This is a genomic window from Streptomyces sp. NPDC047022 (genome assembly GCF_040644155.1).
Taxonomy (GTDB): Bacteria; Actinomycetota; Actinomycetes; order Streptomycetales; family Streptomycetaceae; genus Streptomyces.
On sequence record NZ_JBEYVV010000024.1, the window covers coordinates 77,823 to 101,032 of the forward strand.

Annotated in this window: 16 protein-coding genes; 3 read left to right on the forward strand and 13 right to left on the reverse strand. The window is 70.5% G+C overall.

Annotated features, from left to right (window positions below; genetic code table 11):
* Nucleotides 1–11: 11 nt before the first annotated feature.
* On the reverse strand, nt 12–1,661 hold the full coding sequence (locus ABZ845_RS22940; protein ID WP_360982543.1) for a DUF4192 family protein: 1,650 nt from the start codon (nt 1,659–1,661) through the stop codon (nt 12–14).
* Between the two features lie 172 nt (nt 1,662–1,833).
* A complete protein-coding gene (locus ABZ845_RS22945) occupies nt 1,834–3,993 on the reverse strand; it encodes a RecQ family ATP-dependent DNA helicase (protein ID WP_360982545.1) in 2,160 nt (719 codons plus the stop codon).
* Between the two features lie 467 nt (nt 3,994–4,460).
* Here ABZ845_RS22945 and ABZ845_RS22950 point away from each other — a divergent pair, with 467 nt between their 5' ends.
* On the forward strand, nt 4,461–5,096 hold the full coding sequence (locus ABZ845_RS22950; RefSeq protein WP_360982547.1) for a hypothetical protein: 636 nt from the start codon (nt 4,461–4,463) through the stop codon (nt 5,094–5,096).
* Nucleotides 5,097–5,570: 474 nt separating this feature from the next.
* On the opposite strand, the gene ABZ845_RS22955 is transcribed toward ABZ845_RS22950, so the two are convergent.
* The 5 genes from ABZ845_RS22955 to ABZ845_RS22975 all read right to left on the reverse strand — a co-directional run bounded on the left by ABZ845_RS22955 (nt 5,571) and on the right by ABZ845_RS22975 (nt 9,906).
* Nucleotides 5,571–6,182, reverse strand: a complete 612-nt coding sequence (locus ABZ845_RS22955; RefSeq protein ID WP_360982549.1) for a hypothetical protein — start codon at nt 6,180–6,182, stop codon at nt 5,571–5,573.
* 69 nt (nt 6,183–6,251) lie between these two features.
* A complete protein-coding gene (locus ABZ845_RS22960) occupies nt 6,252–6,953 on the reverse strand; it encodes a ribonuclease HII (RefSeq protein WP_360982551.1) in 702 nt (233 codons plus the stop codon).
* Nucleotides 6,954–7,509: 556 nt separating this feature from the next.
* Entirely contained in the window at nt 7,510–8,415 is a 906-nt protein-coding gene (locus ABZ845_RS22965; RefSeq protein ID WP_360982579.1) for an ADP-ribosylglycohydrolase family protein, read from the reverse strand.
* Nucleotides 8,416–8,460: 45 nt separating this feature from the next.
* Entirely contained in the window at nt 8,461–9,117 is a 657-nt protein-coding gene (locus tag ABZ845_RS22970; protein WP_360982553.1) for a histidine phosphatase family protein, read from the reverse strand.
* Nucleotides 9,118–9,300: 183 nt separating this feature from the next.
* A complete protein-coding gene (locus ABZ845_RS22975) occupies nt 9,301–9,906 on the reverse strand; it encodes a YdbC family protein (RefSeq protein WP_360982555.1) in 606 nt (201 codons plus the stop codon).
* Between the two features lie 128 nt (nt 9,907–10,034).
* On the opposite strand from ABZ845_RS22975, the gene ABZ845_RS22980 reads away from it, so the two are divergent.
* Nucleotides 10,035–10,592: a TerD family protein gene (locus ABZ845_RS22980; RefSeq protein ID WP_360982581.1), complete on the forward strand. Its 558-nt coding sequence runs from the start codon at nt 10,035–10,037 to the stop codon at nt 10,590–10,592.
* Between the two features lie 276 nt (nt 10,593–10,868).
* On the opposite strand, the gene ABZ845_RS22985 is transcribed toward ABZ845_RS22980, so the two are convergent.
* Both ABZ845_RS22985 and nrdR read right to left on the reverse strand, forming a co-directional pair.
* Nucleotides 10,869–13,766, reverse strand: a complete 2,898-nt coding sequence (locus tag ABZ845_RS22985; protein ID WP_360982557.1) for a vitamin B12-dependent ribonucleotide reductase — start codon at nt 13,764–13,766, stop codon at nt 10,869–10,871.
* 151 nt (nt 13,767–13,917) lie between these two features.
* Entirely contained in the window at nt 13,918–14,472 is a 555-nt protein-coding gene (gene nrdR, locus ABZ845_RS22990) for a transcriptional regulator NrdR (protein WP_360982559.1), read from the reverse strand.
* Between the two features lie 523 nt (nt 14,473–14,995).
* On the opposite strand from nrdR, the gene lexA reads away from it, so the two are divergent.
* Entirely contained in the window at nt 14,996–15,775 is a 780-nt protein-coding gene (gene lexA, locus ABZ845_RS22995) for a transcriptional repressor LexA (RefSeq protein WP_360982561.1), read from the forward strand.
* Nucleotides 15,776–15,967: 192 nt separating this feature from the next.
* On the opposite strand, the gene ABZ845_RS23000 is transcribed toward lexA, so the two are convergent.
* The 4 genes from ABZ845_RS23000 to ABZ845_RS23015 all read right to left on the reverse strand — a co-directional run bounded on the left by ABZ845_RS23000 (nt 15,968) and on the right by ABZ845_RS23015 (nt 23,075).
* The gene (locus tag ABZ845_RS23000; RefSeq protein WP_360982563.1) at nt 15,968–18,001 is read right to left on the reverse strand and encodes an ATP-dependent DNA helicase; all 2,034 of its coding nucleotides are present in this window, start codon (nt 17,999–18,001) and stop codon (nt 15,968–15,970) included.
* A 291-nt stretch (nt 18,002–18,292) separates the two neighbouring features.
* Nucleotides 18,293–18,928: a GNAT family N-acetyltransferase gene (locus ABZ845_RS23005; RefSeq protein ID WP_360982583.1), complete on the reverse strand. Its 636-nt coding sequence runs from the start codon at nt 18,926–18,928 to the stop codon at nt 18,293–18,295.
* 507 nt (nt 18,929–19,435) lie between these two features.
* Nucleotides 19,436–21,391 carry an IucA/IucC family protein gene (locus ABZ845_RS23010; RefSeq protein ID WP_360982565.1) on the reverse strand — a complete coding sequence of 652 codons (1,956 nt, stop codon included), beginning with the start codon at nt 21,389–21,391 and terminating at the stop codon, nt 19,436–19,438.
* A 304-nt stretch (nt 21,392–21,695) separates the two neighbouring features.
* Complete coding sequence (locus ABZ845_RS23015; protein ID WP_360982585.1) at nt 21,696–23,075, reverse strand: diaminobutyrate--2-oxoglutarate transaminase family protein; 1,380 nt, start codon at nt 23,073–23,075, stop codon at nt 21,696–21,698.
* Nucleotides 23,076–23,210 lie beyond the last annotated feature (135 nt).

Here is a 23,210-nt window from a genome sequence, read left to right on the forward strand (position 1 = left end):
GCACGGGGCGCTCATGTGTCCGTCTCATCCGTACATCGGCCCGAACCGCGGTGGGTCCTTGACCTCCGTCCGTCAGCGCCCGTTCCCGTGCGGCCAGGTCCGTCGCCGCCGGCCGAAGTGCTGCCTGGGTGGCGCCGGGGGCGGACGATGTCCGTCTCCGGGGAGCGCCGGGCACTCCGGCTGCCGTTCCGCAGCGGACGCGCCTTGCGGCGGCTGCGGGAGGCGGCTGTGGAACGGAGCGGCTTCGCCGGGGATACGGCCTGTGCGCACGCATCAGTCCGTACGGACGGTTCGGCCGGGACAGAAGGTTCGGCCGGGACAGACGAATCGGTCTCTGCCGAAGGCGCGGTCTCAGCCGGGGGTGCGACCTGTGCGGAGCAGCGTCGCGGCGCATCGGTGGCCTCCGGTTCCGGGGTGCCCGTGCCTGCCCTCTCCTCACCCCTTCGTCCCACTCGTTCCGACCGCAGACAGCGGCGGACGGTCTCCGGGTCCAACCCGTCGTTGCATGCCTGGTGCAGAAGACGCGCGAAGAGATAGTCCTGGTCGGCACCCAGGGCCATGGCGAGGGCTTCGCGGGCCTCGACCTCGTCGCCGGTCGACCAGGCGACCCACCCGGCGAGCGTCAACGGCGCCGCGGCGTGCTCGCTGTAGGACCCGACGCAACGGCGGGCCAGGGCACGCCACAGCCGCAGCGCCAGGGCAGCCTCCGCACCCTCCATCCACTCCGCGGCGCGGTCACGTGTCGCACGGTCCTGCAGGCCGAGGATCATTGCCGCCGCCTCGTCGTGCCCGAGGAGCCCGTCGTCGCGGAGGTCGGCCGACCACGCGCCGGACACGGACGGGGCGTCGGCGAATCGCGCCATGGTCCGCTCGGCCAGCCCGAGCGTTTCCTCGGCGACCTCCCCGCGGGTGACACCGCTCAGGATCCGCGGCACCAGCGTCAGGCTCGCCGCGTCCAACGCGGCCTCCTGTTCGAGCGCGGCCGGTGTCTCCAAGGGGCTGAGCCTTGCCCTGAACTCCCTCAGGGTCCCGCGTACTTGAAGACCCGCGTAGGTCGCGGCAGCGGCCAGTACCGAGGTGCCGGGCAGGCCCATCGGCCGTCCCTCTGCCGGGCAGCAGCCCGAGTCCGGGCAGCAGTAGGACCAGAAGCGGCCGTCCGAGATGCACAGAGCCTCGACCACGGTGACATCGAGGTTGCCGCAGGCCGTGCGCAGCGACTGGGCCAGCGGCCGGAGGTGTTCCATCACATCACGTCCGCTCTCGCCGGCCGCCGGTTCCTGGACCAGATAGGCGACCATCCTCTCCGGTTTCGTTCCTCTGCGCTCGCTGCCGGTCACCAGGCCGTGCGCCAACTGCTGGGCCACGGCCGGCCAGTCGCCCTGCTGAACGGGGATGCCGATGCGTGCGCGCGCGCCGAACCTCCCCAGCTTCTCGCGATCCCTCAGCGCGACCAGCACGATGCTGTCCTCGGGGCGGTACCCGAGCAGATACGGCAGAGCGTCGGCCAGCTCGGCGGGAGTGCGCAGCGTGACCTGGGCCTCACCGCAGGTACCCGCTGATGTCTCATGTCCCGGATCGGTGCGGGGCTCGCCGCCCCGGTACGCGGGTCCGTCCATGTCGCCGATGCCGGAGGAACCGGCCGTTTCGTCGTGGTTCGTCATGCCGAGACCATCTCGCGAAACGCAGGAGTCCGTTTGAGCCTGTGGATAACTACAGTCATGAGCACGCCTGAAGTTGCACCTCAGCCCACGAGACTCCTTCCGGTCAGTTCCGGTCAGTTCCGCTCAGCCAACGAGACTCCTCGTCAGCCCACGGCGCTCCTTCCAGCCCGGCTCAGCCTCCCGCGGCGAGGACCAATGGCAGCACCTGTCCGCTGCCTGCCTGACGGAGCAGGCGGGCGGCGACCGCGAGGGTCCAGCCGGAGTCGGTGTAGTCGTCCACGAGCAGCACAGGACCCGGAGCACGCCCCAGGGCATCGGCCAGCTCCTCGGGGACGGTGAAGGCCCCGGACAACGCCCTGAGGCGCTGGGCGGAATTGCTGCGGCGCGGCGCGTTCGCTCCGCCCGGCGCGGTGTACGCCAGGGTTCCCAGGTGGGGGATGCGGCCGACGGCAGCGATACCCCGGGCCAGAGAACTCACCAGTTGCGGGCGGGCCGCGGACGGCATACAGACGACCCCCACCGGCCTCGCGATGGCATCCGGGACATCCGGTGCCCAGCCCCCCGGAGAGCGCGCCCAGTCGGCGAGGACGTCCACCGCCGCCCGCAGGACTTCGTCGGGAACCGGCCCATCGGGCGCGTGCTCGGTCAGCAGCGGGCGCAGCCGGTTGCCCCAGCCGATGTCCGAGAGCCGGCCCAAGGCCCGCCCGGTGGCGCACTGCTCCGCCGCCGGGATGCGCCCCTTGAGCTCGATGCCCAGTGCGGGCATCCCCGTCGGCCACATCCGGCGCGGCTCGATCTCCACTCCGGGGCGGTCCAGTTCCTTCGCGGCCTCCGTCAGGGTCTCCGCCGAGACGGAGGAATCGATCCAGGAGCCCGCGCAGTTGTCACAACGGCCGCAGGGTGCCGCCCCCTCGTCGTCGAGTTGACGGCGCAGGAACTCCATGCGGCACTGATCCGTGCTCACATAATCCCGCATGGCCTGCTGTTCAGCCGCCCGCTGCCGCGCCACCCACGCGTAGCGCTCCGCGTCGTAGACCCATTCTTCGCCGGTGGAGATCCAGCCGCCCTTGACCCGCTTGACCGCCCCGTCCACGTCGAGCACCTTGAGCATGGTCTCCAGGCGGGTGCGCCGCAGGTCGACCAGGGCTTCCAGGGCCGGCACGGACAGCGGGCGTCCCGCGTCGGCGAGGGCCGAGAGGGTCTGGCGCACCTGCGCCTCGGGCGGGAAGGCGGTATCTGCGAAGTAGCGCCAGATCGCCTCGTCCTCCTTGCCCGGCAGCAGCAGCACCTCGGCGTGGGCCACACCACGGCCCGCACGTCCCACCTGCTGGTAGTAGGCGATCGGCGAGGAAGGTGAGCCCAGGTGCACCACGAAGCCCAGGTCCGGCTTGTCGAAGCCCATACCGAGCGCCGAGGTCGCGACCAAGGCCTTGACCCGGTTCTCCAGCAGGTCGGCCTCCGCCTGCAGCCGGTCCGCGTTCTCCGTGCGCCCCGTGTACGAAGCCACACGGAAACCACGTTGCCGCAGGTAGGCGGTGGCTTCCTCGGCCGCGGCGACCGTCAGGGCATAGATGATCCCTGAGCCCGGCAGTTCGTCCAGGTGCTCGGCGAGCCAGGCGAGGCGGTGCGCGGCGTCCGGCAACTGAACCACACCCAGCCGCAGGCTCTCCCGCTCGAGCGGGCCGCGCAGCACCAGGGCCTCGCCCGCGCCGGTACCCAACTGCTCGGCCACATCGGCGGTGACCCGCGCGTTGGCGGTCGCGGTCGTGGCCAGCACCGGCACGCCTGGGGCGAGTTCCGCGAGCATCGCCCGCAGCCGCCGGTAGTCGGGGCGGAAGTCATGGCCCCAGTCGGAGATGCAGTGCGCCTCGTCGACCACGAGCAGGCCGGTCGTGGCCGCTAGCTTGGGCAGCGTCTGCTCACGGAAGTCCACGGAGTTGAGGCGCTCCGGACTCACAAGGAGAACGTCCGTCTCTCCACGCTCCACCTCCTCGTGAATCGCGTCCCACTCCTCCGGGTTGGCCGAGTTGATGGTGCGTGCCGTGATGCCGGCGCGCGCCGCCGACTCGACCTGGTTGCGCATCAGCGCCAGCAGGGGCGAGACGATCACCGTCGGCCCGCAGCCTCTCCGGCGCAGCAGGGCGGTGGCGACGAAATACACCGCCGACTTGCCCCAGCCGGTGCGCTGTACCACCAGGGCGCGCCGGCGCTCCTCCACCAAGGCCGCCACCGCCTGCCACTGGTCCTCCCGCAACCGGGCCGGACTCCCCGGCCGGCCGACAAGCTCGGCGAGGATGGCATCGGCTTCGGTGCGGAGCTCCAGATCGTCCATGCCCCCATGCAACCCGACGACACTGACAATCGGCCACTTCACCCCGAGTGATAGCGTGCTCACAAACAGTCCACAGACGAGAACCGGCCGAGCGTGGCGTCCAGTGGCGCCGGGAGCGCGAGGGCCCTCATGGGGTGGCGGCTGGACGCGGACATTCCCCCGGCGTGGACAGAGCCGCGCTGAGTGGCGTTGCCGCTGGTCCTGACCATGCCGGTGCGACTGCTTCCCTCCCGGGGAGCCCATGGAGAGCACGCGGGGAAGGGGATGGAGGATGGGATATAAGCCACAGATCACCTGAAACCGGTCGGGGGCCTCAATTGCTCGTTGCCGCATTCCAGTTCGAGGGCAAGAATTGAACTCCGCCCCCCGCACGGCTCGCCCGCGGTCCGTCAGGGCTCCGCTGCGGTGTGCGTTTCCCCCTAGTCCGACCCCGCCCGCAGAGTGGGCGCGTAGCCGAAGGGAGGATCGTGACCTTCGGATTCGCTCCGTCCCCGGCGGCATCCATATCTGCCTCCGCCGAATCGTCCGCCGCTTCCGCCAATCCTCTTGCCCGGATGCTCGAGCCGGCCGAATGGGCAGCCGCGGGTATTCCGCTGCTGCGCAATCCCCGGGAGGTGGTGAGCGGGCTGCACGCTCGGCACCGGCCACGACCTTCCATGGCGGTGGTGGCCGTCCTGGATCCGGACGAACGACTGCGGGCCAGCGCTTCGTTCACCCGGCGCCCCGCCCCGGCGGACGGCTGGATGTTCCGCAATGCGCTGCTCGACCAGTTGCGTCGCGTCATCCCGCACGATCTGCGGCGCCGTACCCCCGTACGAACCGCCGTGTTGCTCTACTGCCGTGAGGGCGACGCGCGGTGGACGGAGGAGGACGGTGCATGGATGTGGGGACTGCGTGACGCGTGCACCTTGCACGGGCTGCGCTGCGGTGCGTACATCACACTGACACGTGACGGCTGGCAGGTCCTGGGCGAGGGCCGCGGCGGTCGCCGCCCCAACACGGATTCACCGGCGGAGGCGTTCGATCTGCTGGGAGCCCCGCCTCCGCCGCCCCGCACCGGGGGTGTCGCGTCAGAGGTCCTGCGCCGGGCCGCCGCCCGCTGAGCAACGCGGTCAGGGCGCACGCGTCAGGACACGGACGGGGTGCGTCGAAGGCAGGCGCGACCAGCGACGACGCGCGCACGGGCACGGCACGGGACTGCACGGCCGCAAACGGGGGAACGCGACATCGCGGCATGGTGCCCGCGCGTACCGCACGCCGAAGAGCCGCCGTACAGGTGCCGCCGACGCGGCACCCGCACCGACCGCCGGTCCGAATCCGACCGTCCACGGTCGGACACCCGTCGACCGGGGCCCGACCCCTCGAAGGCCCAAACCGCCGACGGCCCGAACCGCCGACGCCTCGAACACTCAAAGCACGAACACCGGAAGCACGAACACCGGAAGCACGAACACCAGAAGCCCGAAAGGAAAGTTCGGAAACCGGAAGCCGAACCGCGGCCCGGTGCCGCTCTCGGCGGCAAACGGTCACGGCTGGGCACAGACGGACAAGCGACCGGACCGCACCGGTCCGGCCGCTCAGACGCCCGCGCCCAGCACCGAGTTGATCTGGCTGGGGTCACCGCACACGATCAGCAGGGCACCGGCCCGGCCGAGTGCCTGCGGCAGTACGGCAGCGACGGCGTCATCGGCGCCCCCGTTGACTGCGACCACGACCACCGGGCGTACGGCGGCGCGTGACACGTCGGCGGAGTCGGCGTAGAAGACGTCGTCACCGGCGTCGTGCTGCGCCCAGTACTCGACCTCACCGAAGGACAGTTCGTGCGCTGCCCACGGATGCGGATCGCCAGTGGTGATCACCAGCACATCGCCCGGGGCACGCCCGGCCTCCAGCAGCAGGTCGACAGCCTCCTCCGCGGCATCCAGCGCGCCCTCGACGGAAGCCGGGTTCAGCTGGATCTGCGGGGTGGCGGCGACAACGGGCGGCCCGGGCTTGGCCGCGGCCGGCTCGCGCGAGGCGCGTTGGGCCGGCATCGGCCGTGCGGGCCCCGGACGGCCTGGACGAGCCGGGGCCGCTGGGCGGGGGCCTGGTACGGGACGAGGGGTCGGCGCGGTACGGCCGCCGGCGGCGGTGACGCGGGGACCCTGGGCACTCTCGTGAATCTGAGGCTCCTCGGGAATGAGAGGCATGAGCTGATTTTTATCAAACGCCGGTGCGACACGCCTCGGCGGGTGGCACATGGGTGCGATCGGAACAGGTCAGAAGTCGAAGCCCAACTGGCCCTCGATCTCCGGAACGCTTCCGTCCGCCCAGCTGCGGACCTTCTTGAGGTGCCGCCACTGGGGCAGCGCATCAAGATACGCCCACGACAAGCGGTGGTACGGGGTGGGGCCCCGCTCCTCCAGCACGGCCCGGTGCACGGGAGAGGGATACCCGGCGTTGGCCGCAAAAGCGAAGTCTGCATGGTCGACGCCCAGTTCGGCCATCATTTTGTCACGATGGACCTTGGCGATCACCGAGGCCGCCGCGACCACCACACACGACCGGTCGCCCTTGATCACCGTACGGACGTTCCAGGGCGCCCCGAGGTAGTCGTGCTTCCCGTCGAGGATGACCGCGTCAGGGCGGACGGGCAACGCCTCCAGGGCGCGGACCGCCGCGAGCCGGAGCGCGGCGGTCATTCCGAGATCGTCGATCTCCTCGGGAGAGGCGTGCCCGAGCGCGTAGGCGGTCACCCAGGTCTCCAGCAGCTCCGCGAGCCGGACACGCCGTTTGACGGTCAGCAGCTTGGAATCGGTGAGGCCCTCCGGCGGTCGGCGCAGGCCTGTGACCGCCGCGCAGACGGTGACCGGACCGGCCCACGCGCCGCGCCCCACCTCGTCTACACCGGCGATGACCTTCGCTCCGGTCGTTGCGCGAAGGGAGCGCTCGACGGTGTGAGTAGGCGGTTCGTACGGCATGGCGCCCTCAGCCTACGCCGCCTCGATCACCTCGCGACACCCCTGCCCCCACCGCGCCCACGGGCTCCACTCCCCGAAGACCGGATCGGCTCCGGTGAGACCCGGGCGGTGGAACCATCAGCCGAGCGATCCCAGCGGAACCTGGGCTCTTCCATTCGCTGTCGCGCACTACGGAACGCTGCGACTTCGCCTCCGGAGCAGCGACCGCGGACGTATTCGTCGCGAGATCAGAGCGCGCCGTATCCCGCTCGACTCCACTGTCCATGCCCCCGCAAAGGGCATGACAGTCGCCCGCACAAGTTGCTCGGAGATCACGGCACGGCAGCGCCAGGCCTTCGTGAGATCACGTTCGCGAATCGCCGAGCGAAGCATGACCCGGACGCTCATGCCCGTTCCGGCCGACCGTGCCGAGCTGCTCCGTGAAGGCGGCGAGCGGACTCGCCGCCTTCACGGCGGCCAACTCAGGGACCACACAGGTTCGCTGAGGGGGATTCACCGCCGTTCGACGTGACCGTGAACGCGCCAGGTCCGGGAGGGCGCCGGACCCTGCGATCGCCTACGCCGGCTGCGGCGCCCACAGCGGAAAACGCTCCGTGCGACGCAGCCACTCCGCGGGCGGTGTCCCCGCCCCGCCGGACGCGAGCACTCCGCCCACGATGGCGCAGGTCGTGTCCACGTCGCCACCTACCTGGGCGGTCGTCCAGAAGGCCTGCTCGTAGTCGCCGAGCGCCCGCGCGGCCGACCACAGCGCGAAAGGCACCGTGTCGTGCGCCGTCGTGCGCCGTCCGCAGCCCAGCACTGCCGCCACGGTCGTGGCGTCGGCGTAGTCCAGCATGTCCCGCGCCCGCCGCAGACCCGCTCCCACGGCGCTCTTCGGCACGAGCGCGACGACGCCGTCCAGCAGGGCCGCGGGGGCCGGCGGCCCCGCCGGATCGGCGGCCAGGGCGGCTGCCGCGGCGACGGCCATCGCGCCGACCACGGCTTCACGGTGCTGGTGGGTGGGATAGGCGGAGATCTCCGCCTGGTGGGTCGCCTGCTCGGGGTCGTCGGCGTACCAGGCGCCGAGGGGCGCGATCCGCATCGCCGCGCCATTGCCCCACGACCCGCGTCCGTCGAACAGGGCCGACGACAGCTCGCGCCAGTCACCACCCTCCCTGACCAGTCTGAGCAGGCGGTTCACGGCGGGCCCGTAGCCGCGGTCGAAGTCGTGGTGCTGGGCGAACGAGCGGGCCAGGTCGTCCTGGTCGATGCGGCGGTGCCGGGCCAGGACGGACACGACGGAGCAGGCCATCTCCGTGTCGTCCGTCCACTGCCAGGTGCCGGGTGGCAGCTCACGGCGCCTGAGCAGGGGATAGTTCGCGGGGACGAAGAACTGTGAACCCAGTGCGTCCCCCACTGCCAGTCCGCGCAGGCTGGCCAGGGCGCGTTCCAGGCGTCCATGGAATGAGGAGTCAGCGATCATCGACATGCCACTTTATCCGCTTATCCATTGATTCGGTAAGGATTATCACGTGATCCAGTACGGCTGCGGGTCACGCCAGCGTTCAAACGGGTGATCAAGCCGGTATCGGCCGTCGTCTCCAAGGACGAGCATGCGCGTCTCGCCGTTGTCCGGGTTCGAGAGTGATTCGAATTCGGCGACCGTCCAGTGGAACCAACGCATGCAGAACAGGCGCATGGCCAGGCCGTGGGTCACCAGGAGCACGTTGGGCGGGTGATCGGGCGCCTCGAAGCTCCGGTACAGACTCTCGAGGAAGCCGCCCACGCGGTCGTAGACGTCGGCGCCGGACTCGCCCTGGGCGAAGCGGTAGAAAAAGTGGCCGTAGGCGTCCCGGTAGGCCTTCTGGAGCCGGACATCGTCACGGTCCTGCCAATTTCCCCAGTCCTGCTCACGCAGCCGGGGCTCCTCGCGTATCCGCACGAGGCCGGGGTCCAGGTGGAAAGCGCGGAGGGTCTCGTGCGTGCGGCGGTAGGGGGACACGTAGACACTGACGCGCTCCCTGCCGAAGACCTCCCGGAGCCGCTTGCCCGTCTCCTCCGCCTGCCGCCACCCCTTCTCGGTGAGCGGCAGCGAATGGTCGGGCTCGCGTTCGTACACAGTGTCATCGGCATTGCCCACCGACTCGCCGTGCCGGACAAGGACGATGCGCCGTGGTCGTGCCATGCCAAAACCCTAGATCGAGTGACGGCCGAACGGGCAATCGAGGGGCCTCCATACGGCGCACGTCACATTCGGGTCGCGGAGACCGGTCCGTCCACGCCCCGAGCCGCACTCCATCCGGTGATCAAACGTACGCAGGGAGCCCGCGCCCCGTTCCCCCGCGCGCTCCCGCGCGCCCGCCCTCGCTCACACGGTCCAGGCCGACTCCAGGTCGACGATGTCACCCGTGAGCGCCGCGACGTCCGCCTCCGTCTGGGCCCGCAGCGCCAGACGCTCCACTCGCTCCTCCCGGTACTTGCCGTGCTCCGCGGCCGACTGCCACATCGAAAGCACCAGGAACTCATGCCCGGGCGCCTCGCCGAAGAGTCCGCGGATCATGCCCGGCGAGCCCGCCATGGCCGGATTCCAGACCTTCTCCTGCATCAGCGCGAAATGCTCGGCCCGCTCCTCGTGCACCCTGCAGTGCGCGACCCGTATGAGGTCGGCGTCCGTGAAGCGTGGCTCGAATCCGGTCTTCACATCGAAGCGGTAGTCGAACAGCCTGACCTGTAGGTCTTTGAACGTGCCCGACTGCGCGGCGGCCAACCGATCATGCGATCGCGCCATGAACGAATCGTAGAAAGCGCGGCTCTCCCAGAACGCGAAGATGTGCACCACGCCGGGCCTGCCCCGGCTCCAGCCCCCGCCCTGCCCGCGGAAGCCCGGTTCACCCAGCAGCCCCGCCCACTTTCGCTGCCCCCGCTCGAAGCCGCGGCGGTCCACCACGGTGCAGCGAATCCACTTGACCAGCACCGCGCCATCGTACGGCCCCATGGGTGGCGGCGGTCACGCTCCGGCCGAGTACACCCGCACGAGCGCCCCGGCGCACGAGGCACAATGGACAACTGGCTCGCTCTGCAGGGCAGTTCGTGCCGAGCGACTTGAGAACGGGGAGGAGACATGGGATGAGCGGTCTCAACAAGGGCATCCACAAGGTCGAACTCGCGGTGAAGTGGGATCCGAGTCCGCCCGGGCAGCCGCCCACCGACCTCGACATCGTCGCCGCGACGTACCCGGCCTCGGACCCGTACGGCGATCCGGCCTACGTCGTCCACTTCGACAGCCGCTCCCCCGACGGCACGATCAACCTCAACCGCGACAGCCTCGATGGCAAGGGCTTCGGCTGGGACGAGGTCATGACGATCGAGCTCGACCGGCTGAACGAGCGGTACGCGCGCGTGGTGGCCGGTGTCGTCATTCAGCAGCACACCGGCCGCAGGACGTTCGTCGGCGTACTGAATCCGGCGTTCCGCCTGCGCGAGGGATACACCGTCCTCGCCGGGGACGACTTCGGCACCGTCCTCGGCGCGACGGCGGCCACGGTGGCCGAGTTCGTACGCGACGGCTCCGGAGAGTGGAGGTTCGTCCCGGGTGTCCACGGTTACGACACGGACCCTGAGGGCTTCATCCGGGTGATGGGCGAACCCCGCGACTCCTGACCTCGCGACGGTCACCCGGGCGTCCGGAGGAAGCGCAGGGGGCGTTCAGGGGGCGGTGGAGCCCGTGCACATGCTCCACCGCCCCCTGCGGCCGTTTCACGCCCAGCGCTCGCCCCGACCCTGCACAGTCCCGTCCCGACAGCCGGACGTGCCGAGCGGCCGCGCGTTGCCCTGACAGGGGTGCGTCGAGTGCGTCGGCACAACGCTCGGTGGGGTGCCGACAAAACGCCGACACCCCACCTGAGCAGCTAATTCACGCCCGCTGAGGGCTCACGATCAGCTGCAGCCGCTCGTCGAGCCGCAGCCCTCGCAGATGTAGCAGGACCCCGCCCGCTGCATCTTCGTGCCGCAGGAGAAGCACAGCGGGGCGTCCGCCTGGATGCCCAGCTGCATCTCCACCAGCTCGGCGCTGGTGTGCGCCTGCTTGGGGGCCGGCTGGGCCGACGCGGCCTCGGCCTTCGGCGTGGCGACCGCCTTCAGCTCCTGGGTGCGCGGGGCCGACTGGGCCAGGCCCTCGACGTCGACGTCCTCGTCGGAGGGCTCGTACGAGCCCGTCTCCAGGTGGCGCTGACGCTCCTCGGCGGAGTGGATGCCGAGGGCGGAACGCGTCTCGAAGGGCAGGAAGTCCAGCGCCAGACGGCGGAAGATGTAGTCGACGATCGACTGGGCCATCCGCACGTCCGGGTCGTCCGTCATTCCGGCCGGCTCGAAGCGCATGTTCGTGAACTTGGAGACGTACGTCTCCAGCGGCACGCCGTACTGCAGGCCCACCGAGACGGCGATGGAGAAGGCGTCCATCATGCCCGCGAGGGTCGAGCCCTGCTTGGACATCTTGAGGAAGACCTCGCCGAGACCGTCGTCCGGGTAGGAGTTGGCGGTCATGTAGCCCTCGGCGCCACCGACCGTGAAGGACGTGGTGATCCCGGGGCGGCCCTTGGGGAGACGCTTGCGGACCGGGCGGTACTCCACGATCTTCTCGACCTTGGGCTCGGCGGCGGGCGCCTCGGCCTTCTCCTCGGCCTTCTCCTCGGCCTTCTCCTTCTTCTTGGCGGAGAGCGGCTGGCCGACCTTGCAGTTGTCGCGGTAGATGGCGAGTGCCTTGATGCCGAGCTTCCAGGCCTCGAAGTAGATCTCCTCGACCTCCTCGACGGTCGCCGTCTCCGGCATGTTGACCGTCTTGGAGATGGCTCCGGAGATCCACGGCTGGATCGCGGCCATCATCCGGACGTGGCCCATCGGGGAGATGGCGCGCTCGCCCATGGCGCAGTCGAAGACCTCGTAGTGCTCGTGCTTGAGGCCCGGCGCGTCGATCACATTGCCGTGCTCGGCGATGTGGGCGACGATCGCCTCGATCTGCTCCTCCTGGTAGCCGAGTCGGCGCAGCGCCTGCGGCACGGTGCCGTTGACGATCTGCATCGAGCCGCCGCCGACCAGCTTCTTGAACTTGACCAGCGCCAGGTCCGGCTCGACACCGGTGGTGTCGCAGGACATCGCGAGACCGATGGTGCCGGTCGGCGCGAGGACGGACGCCTGGGAGTTGCGGAAGCCGTTCTTCTCGCCGATGCGGAGCACGTCCTGCCAGGCCTCCGTGGCGGCGGCCCACACCGGCGTGTCCAGGTCGTCCATGCGCACGGCCGTGGCGTTGGCGTCGGCGTGCTGCTTCATGACGCGCAGGTGCGGCTGCTCGTTGCGGGCGTAGCCGTCGTACGGGCCGACGACCGCGGCCAGCTCGGCCGAGCGCTTGTACGCCGTGCCGGTCATCAGGGAGGTGATGGCGCCGGCGAGGGCACGGCCGCCGTCGGAGTCGTACGCGTGGCCGGTCGCCATGAGGAGGGCGCCGAGGTTGGCGTAGCCGATGCCGAGCTGGCGGAAGGCGCGGGTGTTCTCGCCGATCTTCTGGGTCGGGAAGTCGGCGAAGCAGATCGAGATGTCCATCGCGGTGATGACCAGCTCGACGACCTTGGCGAAGCGCTCGACGTCGAAGGACTGGTGGCCCTTGCCGTCGTCCTTCAGGAACTTCATCAGGTTCAGCGAGGCGAGGTTGCAGGACGTGTTGTCCAGGTGCATGTACTCGCTGCACGGGTTCGAGCCGTTGATGCGGCCGGACTCCGGGCACGTGTGCCAGTGGTTGATCGTGTCGTCGTACTGGATGCCCGGGTCGGCGCAGGCCCAGGCCGCCTCGGCCATCTTGCGGAAGAGTTCCTTGGCGTCGACCTCCTCGATGACCTCACCGGTCATACGAGCGCGCAGGCCGAAGTTCGTTCCGCCTTCGACGGCCTTCATGAAGGTGTCGTTGACGCGGACCGAGTTGTTGGCGTTCTGGTACTGGACGGAGGTGATGTCATCGCCACCGAGGTCCATGTCGAAGCCCGCGTCGCGCAGCGCGCGGATCTTCTCCTCCTCCTTGACCTTGGTCTCGATGAAGTCCTCGACGTCCGGGTGGTCGACGTCCAGGATGACCATCTTGGCGGCGCGGCGGGTGGCACCGCCCGACTTGATCGTTCCCGCGGAGGCGTCGGCGCCGCGCATGAAGGAGACAGGGCCGGAGGCGTTGCCGCCCGAGGAGAGCAGCTCCTTGGAGGAGCGGATGCGGGAGAGGTTCAGGCCGGCGCCGGAGCCGCCCTTGAAGATCATGCCCTCTTCCTTGTACCAGTCGAGGATCGACTCCATGGAGTCGTCGACGGACAGGATGAAGCAGGCGGAGACCTGCTGGGGCTGCGGCGTGCCGACGTTGAACCAGACGGGGCTGTTGAAGCTGAAGATCTGGTGCAGGAGGGCGTACGCCAGTTCGTGCTCGAAGATCTCCGCGTCGGCCGGGGAAGCGAAGTACTTGTAGTCCTCGCCGGCCTTCCGGTACGTCTTCACGATGCGGTCGATCAGCTGCTTCAGGCTGGTCTCGCGCTGCGGGGTGCCCACGGCACCGCGGAAATACTTGCTGGTGACGATGTTGACCGCGTTCACCGACCAGAACTCGGGGAACTCGACGCCACGCTGCTCGAAGTTGACCGAGCCGTCGCGCCAGTTGGTCATGACGACGTCACGGCGCGCCCACTCGACCTCGTCGTACGGGTGCACGCCGGGGGTCGTGTGGATGCGCTCGACACGCAGTGCCTTGGTGGCCTTCGCGCCCTTGGCCCGGGAACCTCGTGCCGGACCGCTCGCCGTCTCTGTCATGCCGCCTCCCTGTATCGGGCAAAAACGCCCTGAAGTGCCCGTTTCTTCCCGTGGCACGGTGTTCTGTCTGCTTGCCACGCGCGTCGTTCGAGGGCGCGCGCGACGGGTCTGTGTACGCCGCCGACGGGGCCGGTCCCGGCCGGCCCTTCCGTCAGTCGGCGGTGGTGGTGGCGGGAACGGAGGCGTCGGCCGCCCCTCCGGACCCGCGGTCGCTTCCCTGGCACTCCACGTCCGGCCCGTCGTCCACGTCGGGGCGCTCGCGCTGCTGCTTCCTGAGTTCGGCGATGGCCGCCTCGAAGTCGTCCAGCGAATCGAACGCACGGTAGACGGACGCGAACCGCAGATAGGCGACGAGGTCGAGCTCCTGCAAGGGGCCCAGTATGGCCAGACCCACGTCGTGGGTGGTCAGCTCGGCGCCCCCGGCGGCACGCAGCGCCTCTTCGACCCGCTGGCCGAGCTGGGCGAGTGCGTCCTCGGTGACAGGCCGCCCCTGGCACGCCTTGCGGACGCCATTGATGACCTTGGTGCGGCTGAACGGCTCCGTGACTCCGGACCGCTTGACCACCATGAGCGAGCACGTCTCCACGGTCGTGAAACGACGGGAGCAGTCGGGGCACTGGCGGCGCCTGCGGATGGACGTGCCGTCGTCGGTCGTACGACTGTCGACGACGCGGCTGTCGGGGTGCCTGCAGAAGGGGCAGTGCATGGCTCCAACCCTCCTTTTCAGCACGACTCATTGACCTCGCGAGACCCCAGGGGCCCCTCGAAGCAGCCCCAAGCATAGGCGATCGCGTGAGCCACGGAGACCAGGGGGACCACAACTTGTGGGATGCCGCCGAAGCCCGACCACTACATATAGCGATCGGCTCGCACATACGGCTACGACACGCCCGCGACGAGCGGATTGGCATGTGCCACACGCCCGTACCCGGACAAGCCATGCGTGGATACGGTGGACACCACATGAAAGAAAAGGCTGAAACCCGGCTTGCGGAGCGATGGGTGGCAGACTGGGCGGCGACCGCGGTGACCCGCAGGGCCCCCATCCCCCGGCGGTGAAGGGTACAGCAGCAAGTGCCCCCGCCTTCTTCGCAGGTAGAGACGGCCATACACCCGGACACCAGATCGCGTCAGGTAATTCGCCGTTTTTCACTCGAACGTGTGTTTGGCGCAACCTTTCGAAAGCAACTACCGTTGTGCTGCACGGGAGACCATCGAGAGGGGCCGACGTGACCACCACCGCAGACAGTGCCACCATCACTGCCCAGGACCGCTCCCAGGGCCGACTCGAGCCGGTGCATGCCATGAACGAAGCCACGGACCACGAGGGACCAAAGAGGTCCCTGCCCGGTCGGCCTCCAGGCATCCGCGCGGACAGTTCGGGCCTGACCGACCGGCAGCGCCGGGTGATCGAGGTCATCCGGGACTCCGTGCAGCGGCGCGGCTACCCGCCGTCGATGCGGGAGATCGGACAGGCCGTGGGCCTCTCCAGCACGTCCTCGGTAGCCCATCAGCTCATGGCGCTCGAGCGTAAGGGCTTCCTGCGCCGCGACCCGCACCGGCCTCGTGCGTACGAGGTGCGCGGCTCGGACCAGTCGGCCTCCGTGCAGCCGACGGACACCACGGGCAAGCCCGCCGCGTCGTACGTCCCGCTGGTGGGCCGCATCGCCGCCGGTGGCCCCATTCTCGCCGAGGAGTCCGTGGAAGACGTCTTCCCGCTCCCCCGGCAGCTCGTCGGTGACGGTGAGCTCTTCGTCCTGAAGGTCGTCGGCGACTCCATGATCGAGGCCGCGATCTGCGACGGCGACTGGGTCACGGTCCGCCGCCAGCCCGTCGCCGAGAACGGCGACATCGTGGCAGCCATGCTCGATGGCGAGGCCACCGTGAAGCGCTTCAAGCGCGAGGACGGCCACGTCTGGCTGCTGCCGCACAACTCCGCGTACCAGCCCATCCCCGGTGACGAGGCGACGATCCTCGGCAAGGTCGTGGCGGTGTTGCGGCGGGTGTGACCCCGTCGCGGCGGGCGGGCTCTGCGACGCTCGCCCTTGATCCGGGCCCCGGAACCTCTGCGCCGGTTCCGGGGCCCATGCTGTGCGAGCAGGCGGGCACCATCCGGTCGCCCTTCATAACCGTCATTGCGCTGTCCCGGGGGTCGGCCCCCGGGACAGCGCAATGACCTGCCGAAACCCTGATTCTCCGGGCTACGCTTCCTGCGCGCCCGCATGCTGCGCACTCGTTTCGTTCCCGATCGCCTCCGGTGCGCTCGCTTCCTGCGCACTCGCCGCGGCGTCGATCGCCGCCAGCGACTTGCGGACCTGATCACGGTCCGTCGTGTACCAGAAGTCGGGCAGTGAGGTCTTCAGGTATCCGCCGTAGCGAGCCGTGGCCAGCCGCTGATCCAGAACGGCGACCACGCCCCGGTCTCCCGACGCCCGTACGAGGCGGCCGGCGCCCTGTGCCATCAGCAGCGCCGCATGCGTGGCGGCCACCGCCATGAAGCCATTGCCTCCGGCGTCCTCCACCGCCTTCTGACGTGCGCTCATCAGCGGATCGTCGGGGCGCGGGAACGGGATCTTGTCCATGACCACCAGCTGGCAGCTGGGGCCCGGAACATCGACGCCCTGCCACAGCGACAGCGTGCCGAAGAGGCAGGTCTTCGGATCGGCCGCGAAGTTCTTGATCAGCTCACCGAGGGTCTCCTCACCCTGGAGCAGGATCGGGAACTCGGGGATGCGGGTGCGCAGTTCCTCCGCCGCGAGCTGAGCGGCGCGCATCGAGGAGAAGAGGCCGAGCGTGCGGCCGCCGGCCGCCTGGATCAGCTCCGTGAGCTCGTCCAGCATGTCCGCGCGGTCGCCGTCACGGGCCGGCCGTGACAGATGCTTCGCGACATACAGGATGCCCTGCTTCGGGTAGTCGAACGGGGAGCCGACGTCGACACCCTTCCACTGCGGGAGGTCGTCTCCCTCAGTGCCCTCGGGGGCGAGGCCGAGCGACGCGCCGACCCCGTTGAAGTCGCCGCCCAGCTTCAGCGTGGCGGACGTCAGGATCACGGAACGGTCCGCGAAGAGCTTTTCCCTCAGGAGGCCGGACACGGACATCGGGGCAACGCGCAGGGACGCCCCGAAGCGGTCGTGGCGCTCGTACCAGACGACGTCCCACTCCGAACCGTTGGTGATCCGCTCGGCCACGTCGTGCACCGACTCCACGGAGGCCAGCGCCTGCTTGCGGACGGCGTCCTCGTCCTGCACCGACTTGTCGCGGGTGTTCCCGAGGGCGGAGATCACCGTGCGCGCCGCGTCGCGCAGCGCCATGAGCGCGTACCCGAGGTCCTCCGGAATCTCCTCCAGCCGCCCGGGCAGGGCCAGCTCCATCAGCCTCTCGAAGCCCTCCGCGGCCGTCTGGAGCTGGTCGGCGGACTTCTCGTCGACCAGCTTGGCGGCGCGGCGCACCGCGCGGTTGACCTGGCCCGGGGTGAGCTCGCCGGTGGCGACGCCCGTCACCCGGGACACCAGTTCATGGGCCTCGTCCACGATCAGCACCTCGTGCTGCGGCAGGACCGGAGCGCCCTCGATGGCGTCGATGGCCAGCAGTGCGTGGTTCGTGACGATCACCTCGGCGAGCTTGGCGCGCTCGCGGGCCATCTCGGCGAAGCACTCGGCGCCGTAGGCGCACTTCGAGGCGCCGAGGCACTCCCGGGACGAGACGGACACCTGGGCCCATGCGCGGTCCGAGACGCCGGGGGTGAGATCGTCGCGGTCGCCGCTCTCGGTCTCCTGGGACCAGTCACGCAGCCGCAGCAGGTCCTGACCGAGCTTGCTTGTGGGCGCGGCGGCCTCGAACTGGTCGAAGAGGCCGTCCTCCTCGTCCTGCGGCACGCCCTCATGCAGACGGTGCAGACACAGGTAGTTCGACCGGCCCTTGAGCATCGCGAACTGCGGGCGGCGGCGCAGCTGCGGGTGCAGTGCCTCCACCGTGCGCGGAAGATCGCGCTCGACGAGCTGGCGCTGCAGGGCCAGGGTCGCGGTCGCCACGACGACGGGCTCCCCGTGGGCGAGCGCCGGCACCAGATAGCCCAGAGACTTTCCGGTGCCGGTGCCGGCCTGCGCCAGCAGATGGGAACCGTCTTCGATCGCCTCCGCGACGGCTTGGGCCATGGTCACCTGACCGGGGCGCTCGGTGCCGCCCACGGCTGTGACGGCTGCGTGCAGAAGTTCGGGGAGTGAGGGCTTCGTCATAGCGCGACCACCCTACGGCCCGGCACTGACAAATGGGCGCGCACGCCCGCCGCGCACCAGGGGCTTGGAGGGGCTTGGACGGCGCGCGGAGCCGGGCGGCCTGTCCGGGACGGCGGGCAGATCGGGCACGCGGGCTCCTGGGCTTGGCTCGGCTCGGTTGGGTCGGATTGATTCGGATTGGATTCGATCAGTTCGGATCAGTTCGGTTCGATTCGGAAGGGAAGGTCGGCCAGGCCGGGAATCGAGACGGGAAATGTGTGCGGGACGGGAACCGTCACACAACACCGCCCGTTACCGAGAGTGATTGGACTGGGACAGAGAGCGCAGGGCACGCTCCCGGACCATCAAGGCGGCTCGCTTGCCGGGCAGCTCGACCTCGGCGGAGAAACGGAAGCCGGCGCTCAGGAAGGCGGCGATGGAAGGGGTGTTGCGAAGGTCGGGTTCGGCGACGACGCGCGCGCAGGAGGGTCTGCGATCGAGGACGAGATCGGCGACGGCACGCAGCAGCGTGGAGCCGAGGCCGCGACCGCGGTCGGCGACACCACCGATGAGGAGGTGGATCCCGGTGTCGTGAGGACGGGCGGGGTAGTGGCGGGAAAGGGGATCGAGATCCGCGCGGTAGATCTCCCAGTAGCTCATGGGGGTGCCGTCGAGTACCCCGAGGCAGGGGACGCTGCGTCCGTCTCCGCGGAGCTGGGCACGCAGGTGTGACTCGGTCACCGACTTGTCTCCGGCGAGGTCCCAGAAGACCGCCACGGCGGGGTCGTTCATCCAGCGGACGATCAGTGGGAGATCGCGGCCCAGGACGACGGGAAGGAGATGGAAGACGCCGGCGGGTGTGGGAGTCGTGCCCCAGTCGGCGACGTGGTCGAGGAGGTCGTCGTCCTGCGGCCTGCCGGCCAGTCCGGTGGGCGTGGTGGCTGTCAGGGCCACGGCGGGGGCCGAGTGCGCGGTGGAAGCCACGTGCGCGGTGGCCGGTGCGGGTGCGGCGGTCGCTACGGTCACAGCGGTCACTGCGGTCACTGCGGTCACCGCGGTCGCCGCGGTCGCCGCGGGCGGGTCGCTCAAGCCGATCGGTACTGGCGATCTGGGGGTTTCGGCCTTTCCGAGCTGGATGGCGCGCGCGGGATCGCCCGGCGGTGCGGGCGGGCCACCCGATGCGGTGAGAGCCACCCGTCCACCGAGGCTCGCCTCCTGCTCCGCCCTCAGGTCCAGCAGTTCATCGGGAAGGCGCAGGTCGAGGGTGTCCTCGCAGTCCGACCGGGGGTGCGGCCCGGAACGGGCCTCGGTGCCCTGACAGGTGGAGGCATCGAGTCCGCGGTCCGTGTCGGTGGGGGACTCCGTGGCGGGGGCGGAGACGGTGCCGGCGCCGGCGCCGGCATCGGTGGGAGGCACGGTGACGTTCCTCTCAGGAGACGGGGTGGGTCATGTTCCTCAGGAATGAAGGGGGTTGGTGATCGTGATGTAGACGGACTGGGTGTCCACGGGGCCGACGAGCTCGTCCAGACCGTGCAGCCGGGTCAGCAGGTTGGCCTTGCAGCGCAGGACGGGGGATTCGAGCAGCCGGGCGGGCAGGGACGAGCGCGGGCCGCCGTGCCCGGTGGCGGCGCCGGTGAGAAAGCGGCGGAACGCTGCGAGCAGCAGCCGTTCGTCGGCCAGGCGCTGGGATCCGAAGGCACCGACGAGGCCGAGCACGTTGTTGATGCCCAGGTAGTAGGCGAAGCGTTCGTCGGTCACGTCGTCGGAGACGAACGTGTCGCTGTGCTCCCCGATGCCGGGCAGCCGTGCGTCGAGTTCGGCGCGGCGGGACTCACGGAAGTAGTAGCCCTGGTTGTCGCGGTAGCGACCGCCCATGGGCCAGCCCATCGGGTCCAGCAGGACCACGGTGTTCTGCTGGTGTGCCTCCAGGGCGACTCCGGCTTCGCCGTCCAGCCAGAGCACCGGGCGGACCACCTGTTCGAGGTAGCGCAGGAACCATTCGGTGGCGACGGCTCCGCGTGAGCGGCCGGTGCGCGCGGCGAGGCGGGTGACGATCTCCACGAGCCGGGAGCTCAGGACGGTCCGCCCCTGTCCGCCCGGCAGGGCGCGTGGCCGGGGCGAGACGAGCCCCGCGACGCAGGAGGCGTCGTCCGTCGGGCCGAACGGGTTGTGGCGGATCACCACGTCGAGGCCGGTCAAGGAGGTGCCGTTCCCGTTGTCGACGGCGAGCCAGGCCGGGTCGCGAACGATGTCGAACCCGGGGTGTGCGGAGCGCCACTGCTTGCTGAGGCCGCCGCGCAGCAGGCGGTGCACCTCGACGCCGCGGTGCAGTTCCTTGCGGAGGTTCTCCCGGCGGGAGTTGGTGATGCGCACACCCAGTGACAGCTTCAGCATCGCGGGCGCGCCGGAGCGATGCACCGTGCGCACGGACGAGGTGGGGCGCCAGGGATCGCCGTGCGGGCCGAGGTCGCGCAGCAGCCCCGTGTCCAGCAGCGCCGCGGCCTCGGGGCGGTGCCGGATCTCACGTGCCTGCCAGGGATGCAGCGGCAGGGCGGTGAACCCGTCGGGCAGCGGGAGGCGACTGCCCGCGAGCCGCCGGGTCAACTGGTAGGCGGGCACGGGCCGTCCGCGTTCCGTCCACGCCGAGTCGGCCGCGAGCACGGCCGGCGCCACCGCCAGCCAGTGCAGCGGGAAGGAGCCGCGCAGTTCGGGTGAGTAGAGCCGTGCCTCGGCGTCGGAGAGTCCCTCGCGGCTCTTGGCCGTCGGGTGCAGCGGGTGTCCGAGCACCAGGGCCTGTTCGGCGGAGAGGAAGAGGTCGTCCTCGTCCGCGGGACGCTCCCGGCGCTCCGCGATGAAGTCCGCGGTCCGGCGGGCGGAGTCGGCGACACGAGCCACCAGATCGGCGAGATGGCCGGGGGCGGAACCGGGTCCGGACCGCGGGGCCCACCCACGCGTGGACGGGAAGGTGAGGGCGCTCTCGGTCGGCTCCCGGGCCAGCAGCGCCGCCATCGTCACCGCGTCCACGGGCGGGGCCGATTCCGGTGCGCCGGCCAAGCGCGGCGGGCCGAAGCGGTGCCAGCCGGTCGGCGACCAGTAGTGGACCGGGGTGAGGAGAGCCGTGCCACTGGCGGGGAGCGGGATGCGCAGCGTGCCGTCGGCCGGAGCCGCGAGGTCGTGCTCGCGAACCCAGCAGCGCAGCAGGTTCTCCACGGTCGCGGCCTGTGCCGCCGTGGAGGGGTCGGGGTGTTCCAGCAGGTCGACGGCGGCGCCGCGCACTCCCCCGAACTCCGGCGACGCCGTCTCCTGCCGGGGGACGGCACGGTATCCGGGTGCGAGCGCGGTGGCCTGCGGGGAGCCGGTCTCCCGCTCGGAAGTCCGGGAGCCGCCGTCGGCGGTGGGGGTGGCGTTCAAGGTCGGTCCTCTGGGGGTCTCCGGCTCGTGCGGCGACGGGCCGTGCGGTGCGGATGGCCGTGTGATGCGGAGGTGGGGGGCGGGTTCGGGAGCCGGGGGCCTTCCTGATGTCGGGGGCCGACGGACGGAGGCGCGGTGGTCGGGCTGGGCACGCCGGGCCGAGAAGGGCGGAGCGGAACACGCAGGCTCCGGTCCGCCGTTCTCGGTGCTTGGTGCCCACTGCCCACCGCTCGGTGCTCGGTGCTCGGTGCCCGGCTCAAGGTGCACGGTTCTGGTTCTCGCTGCGCGGTTCCAGGCGTGTGGCTCAGGGATGGACGGGGCCCCGGGCCACCGCGGCCACGGCATCCTCCAGCCGGTCCAGGACCGCGCTGGTCTGCTCGTCACTGATCGTCAGCGGCGGCAGCAGCCGGACGACGCTCGCATGCCGCCCGCCCAGTTCCACGATCAGGCCGCGCTTCAGGCACTCCCGCCGGACCGCGGCGGCTAGCGCGGGCGCGACGGGGCGGGGCCCGGCGCGCTCGTGGTCGGCAGCCGGTGCGTGCGGGGGCGCGGCCTCGGACGCTGCCTCGGGGTCCACCAGTTCGATGCCCATCATCAGCCCCCGGCCGCGCACATCCCCGATGCAGGGGAATGCGGCGGCCAGGGAGCGTAGCCGGTCCAGCATGCGGGCACCGAGGGTGGCGGCGCGCTCGGCGAGCCCGTTCTCACGGACGTGGGCGAGGGTGGCCGCGCCCGCGGCCATCGCGAGCTGGTTGCCGCGGAACGTGCCCGCGTGGGCCCCGGGCGGCCAGACGTCGAGGTTCTCGCGGTAGACGACCACGGCGAGCGGCAGGCTGCCGCCGATCGCCTTGGAAAGGACCATCACATCGGGTTCGACACCGCTGTGTTCGATCGCCCAGAAGCGCCCGGTGCGGCCCACACCCGTCTGTACCTCGTCCACGATCAGCGGGATGGACCGGTCCTCGGTGATCTGCCGCATGCGTCGCAGCCACGTGTCCGGCGCGGGGTGCACGCCGCCTTCTCCCTGGACCGGTTCCAGAATCATCCCGGCGGGCAGCGGCACCCCCGGCCTGGCGTCGTCGAGGAGCGACTCGGTCCAGGTGGCGGCGAGCCGGGCACCGCGTTCGCCGCCGACACCGAACGGGCAGCGGTAGTCCTGCGGATACGGAAGCCGGGTCACCCGCGTGTCGGTCGCGCCTCCGGACACCTCCAGCGCCCCGGCGGTCATGCCGTGGTAGGCGCCGGTGAAGGCGAGGATGCCGTCCCGGCCGGTGGCCACACGCACCAGTTTCAGCGCGGCCTCGACGGCATCCGTCCCCGCGGGGCCGCAGAACTGCACCCGGGCACGGTCGGCGAAGCCGGGGGGCAGGGTGCGGAACAGCTCGGTGGTGAACGCGTCCTTCACGGGTGTGGCCAGGTCCAGGATGTGCAGCGGCGCACCCGAGTCGAGGACCTTGCGGATCGCCTCCAGGACCACCGGATGGTTGTGGCCGAGGGCCAGTGCCCCCGCACCGGAGAGGCAGTCGAGATAGCGGCGGCCGTCCGCGCCCTCGATGGTGAGCCCGCGTGCCCGCACGGGCACGATGGGGAGGGCACGCGCATACGTGCGCGCCGCCGATTCACGCGCCGACTGCCGCCGCAGAATGCCCTCATGCGTCGCGCGCACGGCCTCTCCCCCGCACACCGCCTCCCCCGCCGCGCGCTCCCCGCCCGCTGTCACGCCCTCGTCCGGCTCGCCCTCCACCGGCACCACCGCAGTCTCCGTCACGGTCACGACGTCAGTTCCTCCCGCTGTCCAGAGGGGATGGGGCGAGCGTCG